This window comes from Burkholderia sp. AU19243 (assembly GCF_018148075.1).
GTDB classification, from domain to species: Bacteria; Pseudomonadota; Gammaproteobacteria; order Burkholderiales; family Burkholderiaceae; genus Burkholderia; species Burkholderia latens_A.
In genome coordinates, this window is the sequence record NZ_JAGSTV010000052.1 from 1 (window position 1) to 575 (window position 575).

Below are 575 nucleotides of genomic sequence, written 5' to 3' on the forward strand. Positions count from 1 at the left end.
AACGCCCCTGTCCAGACGTCCCAGCCGCTTCAGCCGCCGCGCCTCGGCGACGAAATCCTGCGCGTCGACCACGTGAGCCGCGGCTTCAACAAGACGCAGGGCGAGCTGCTCGTGCTCGACGATGCGAACCTGTCTTTGCGCGAAGGCGAGATCGTCGGGCTGCTCGGCCGCTCCGGGTCGGGCAAATCGACGCTGCTGCGGATCATCGCGGGGCTGATCGAGCCGACCGGCGGTGAAGTCACGTATCTCGGCAAGCCGCTGCGCGGCCCGGCCGAAGGCGTCGCGATGGTGTTCCAGACCTTCGCGCTGTTCCCGTGGCTGACCGTGCTGCAGAACGTCGAAGCCGGGCTCGAGGCGCTCGGCGTCGGCGCGCGCGAACGGCGCGAGCGTGCGCTCGCCGCGATCGACCTGATCGGCCTCGACGGTTTCGAGAACGCGTATCCGCGCGAACTGTCGGGCGGGATGCGGCAGCGCGTGGGCTTCGCACGCGCGCTCGTCGTCGATCCGACGATCCTGCTGATGGACGAGCCGTTCTCCGCGCTCGACGTGCTGACGGCCGAGACGCTGCGTACCGA

The 575-nt window shown here is 69.6% G+C and carries 1 protein-coding gene; it reads left to right on the plus strand.

What is annotated here, in order from left to right; translation table 11 throughout:
* Nucleotides 1-575: ATP-binding cassette domain-containing protein (locus KDW55_RS29265; RefSeq protein ID WP_212161902.1), on the plus strand; the 575-nt coding region annotated here is incomplete at both ends.